This window comes from Pseudomonas sp. GD03858 (genome assembly GCF_029840925.1).
GTDB lineage: Bacteria > Pseudomonadota > Gammaproteobacteria > Pseudomonadales > Pseudomonadaceae > Aquipseudomonas.
The window spans coordinates 1-2285 of sequence record NZ_JAOCDM010000211.1; the positions used below are offsets into that span (position 1 = coordinate 1).

The 2285-nt window shown below is 65.7% G+C and carries 3 protein-coding genes; all 3 read right to left on the reverse strand.

The window, feature by feature from the left end:
• Nucleotides 1-139: 139 nt before the first annotated feature.
• The 3 genes from N5D48_RS26025 to N5D48_RS26035 are packed head-to-tail and all read right to left on the reverse strand — an operon-like array spanning nucleotide 140 to nucleotide 2087.
• Entirely contained in the window at nucleotides 140-541 is a 402-nt protein-coding gene (locus N5D48_RS26025) for a biopolymer transporter ExbD (RefSeq protein ID WP_279889002.1), read from the reverse strand.
• Between the two features lies 1 nt (nucleotide 542).
• Nucleotides 543-1265, reverse strand: a complete 723-nt coding sequence (locus N5D48_RS26030; protein WP_279889003.1) for a MotA/TolQ/ExbB proton channel family protein — start codon at nucleotides 1263-1265, stop codon at nucleotides 543-545.
• A 30-nt stretch (nucleotides 1266-1295) separates the two neighbouring features.
• A complete protein-coding gene (locus tag N5D48_RS26035) occupies nucleotides 1296-2087 on the reverse strand; it encodes an energy transducer TonB (RefSeq protein ID WP_279889005.1) in 792 nt (263 codons plus the stop codon).
• Between the last annotated feature and the right edge of the window lie 198 nt (nucleotides 2088-2285).

Genomic DNA, 2285 nt, shown 5'->3' on the forward strand with positions numbered 1-2285 from the left:
CTACGCAGCCCTTTCGCGACACAAGGCCGCTCCTACAGGGATCGCGAAAGGCTTCACATCCGAGTCTCCAATAAAAAAAGGGCCATCCCCTGCCAAGGAAAATGGCCCCGAAGCACTTGCCTGAAGACGGTATCGCCGGTCAGCGCGCGGTGATCACCGCCAGCTTGCTGATCCCGGCACGTTCGATCGCCGCCATCGCGCGGGCGACTTCACCGTAGTTCACACCATCGTCGGCCTGCAGCTGCACACGCAGCTCGGCGTCCTTGTCCCTGGCAGCCTTGAGGTTGGTCTCCAGCAGATCGGGCTGGATCTGGTCCTTGTTGATGAACAGCTTGCCGCTGCCATCGATGCTCACCACCAGTGGGTCCTTCTGCTCCACCGGGGCCACGGCCTCGGTCTTGGGCAGGTTGATCGGGATGGCGTTGGTCAGCAGCGGCGCGGTGACGATGAACACCACCAGCAGCACCAGCATGACGTCCACCAAGGGCGTGACGTTGATTTCACTCAACACTTCATCGCTGTCCTGGGTCGAGAAGGCCATGTCAGGAGGCCTCCTTCACCGGCTGGGTAAAGCCGCCCTGCGGCCGGTGCGCCGTCGGATGCACCAGCACGCGGAAGGCACTCTTCTGCGCCAGGCTGTAGAAGTCGTGAGCGAAGTCGTCGAGGTCGGCGGCGGTCAGCTTGAGGCGCCGCAGGAAGTAGTTGTAGACCAGCACCGCCGGCACCGCGACGGCGATCCCCACCCCCGTGGCCACCAACGCCGCGCCGATCGGCCCGGCCACGGTCTCAAGGCTCGCCGAGCCTGCCGCGCTGATGCCCTTGAGCGCCTCCATGATGCCCCACACGGTGCCGAACAGGCCGATGAAGGGCGAGGTGCTGCCGATACTGGCGACCACCGCCAGGCCGGTTTCCAGCGAACGGCGCTCACGCACGATCTGCTGGCGCAGGGCCCGTTCCAGGCGGTCCTGATGGTTGATGGCGTGGCTCAGGTCATTGGCCTGGCCCGGCTCGCCCACGGCGATGGCGGCGAAGCCGGCCTGGGCCACGCGGGCGGCGGGGCCTGGCAGGTCGTGGCTCGGCTCGGCGGCCGAATCGAGGCTGGACGCTGCCCAGAACTGCTGGTGGAAGCGCTTGTCCTGGTTCTTCAGGCGCACGAACTGCACGACCTTGACCAGGGCCAGCGCCCAGGTGGCGACGGAGAAGCCGACCAGCAGCCAGATGACCGCGCTTTCAACGGATTCGAGGGGAGATGCCAACACGCTCATGATGAAGTCCTTCCTGTATGCGGTCGCAAGTTAACGAAGCTTGAAATCGATCGGTACGCTGACCCAGCCCACCTGGGCCACATCGCCCTGCTTGGCCGGGACGAAGCTCCAGCGCTTCACCGCGGCCAGCGCGGCGGCGTCGAGGGCGTCGCGGCCACTGCTTTTCTGGATCTGGATCTGCCCAGGCTTGCCGCTGGGCAGCACCTCCACGCGCAGCAGCACGGTGCCTTCCCAACCTCGGCGCTGGGCCATTTGCGGATACTCCGGCGCCGGGTTCTTCAGGTACGCGGCATTGGCCGAGGCCGGAGTCACCGGCGCGGGCGCGGGACGGGCAGGCGCCGGGGGTGTTGGCGCGGCGACCGGTGTCGGCGGTGGCGCCTCGACTGGCTTGGGCTGCGGCTTGGCCACGGGCTTGGGCACTGGCTTGGGTTTCGGGACTGGCTTGGGCGCGGGCTTGGCGGCCAGTTCATCGACCACCGGTGGCGGTGGTGGCGGCTGGACCACAGGGGCCGGCGGCGGCGGCTCGACCACCGGTGGCGCGGGCGCCGCGAACTCGATGGTCATGGGCGGAATCTTCGGCGGGATGACCGGCAGCTCGGGGGTCGGCTGGTGGCTGACCCAGTATGCCGCCGCGCCATGCAGCACCAGCACCAAAAGGCCCAGCACCAGCTTGTCGCGACGCTTGAGGCCGCTGACCGGCGTGCGTTGCAGGCGCAACTGTCCCAGCGGCAGGCGCAGCGTGCGTCCGAGCTCGACCAGGTCACCCGGTGCCGGGCGCCATGGCTGCTCAAAGGCCCTGACGGCCGTCTGGACATTGCCCATTGCTAAAACTCCTGGGGTTCTTGATTCAGGTGTGTGGCTGAATCATCGGGCCCAGAGACTTAGCTCATAAAGTAATGTTTAAAGTTAAAGCTAGATCTTTTTGATCTATATGTTTTGCCCAGTTCCTTGCAGGGCCCGGTAGCAAAGGCCTACAGCCGACCAGTGCTTTTTCGATGCCTGAAGGGCATATGAAAAATG

What these genes read in the sequence shown, in the direction of transcription:
- N5D48_RS26025 (WP_279889002.1), bottom strand. Translation starts at nt 541, where the DNA reads ATGGCCTTCTCGACCCAGGACAGCGATGAAGTGTTGAGTGAAATCAAC.
- N5D48_RS26030 (WP_279889003.1), bottom strand. Translation starts at nt 1,265, where the DNA reads ATGAGCGTGTTGGCATCTCCCCTCGAATCCGTTGAAAGCGCGGTCATC.
- N5D48_RS26035 (WP_279889005.1), bottom strand. Translation starts at nt 2,087, where the DNA reads ATGGGCAATGTCCAGACGGCCGTCAGGGCCTTTGAGCAGCCATGGCGC.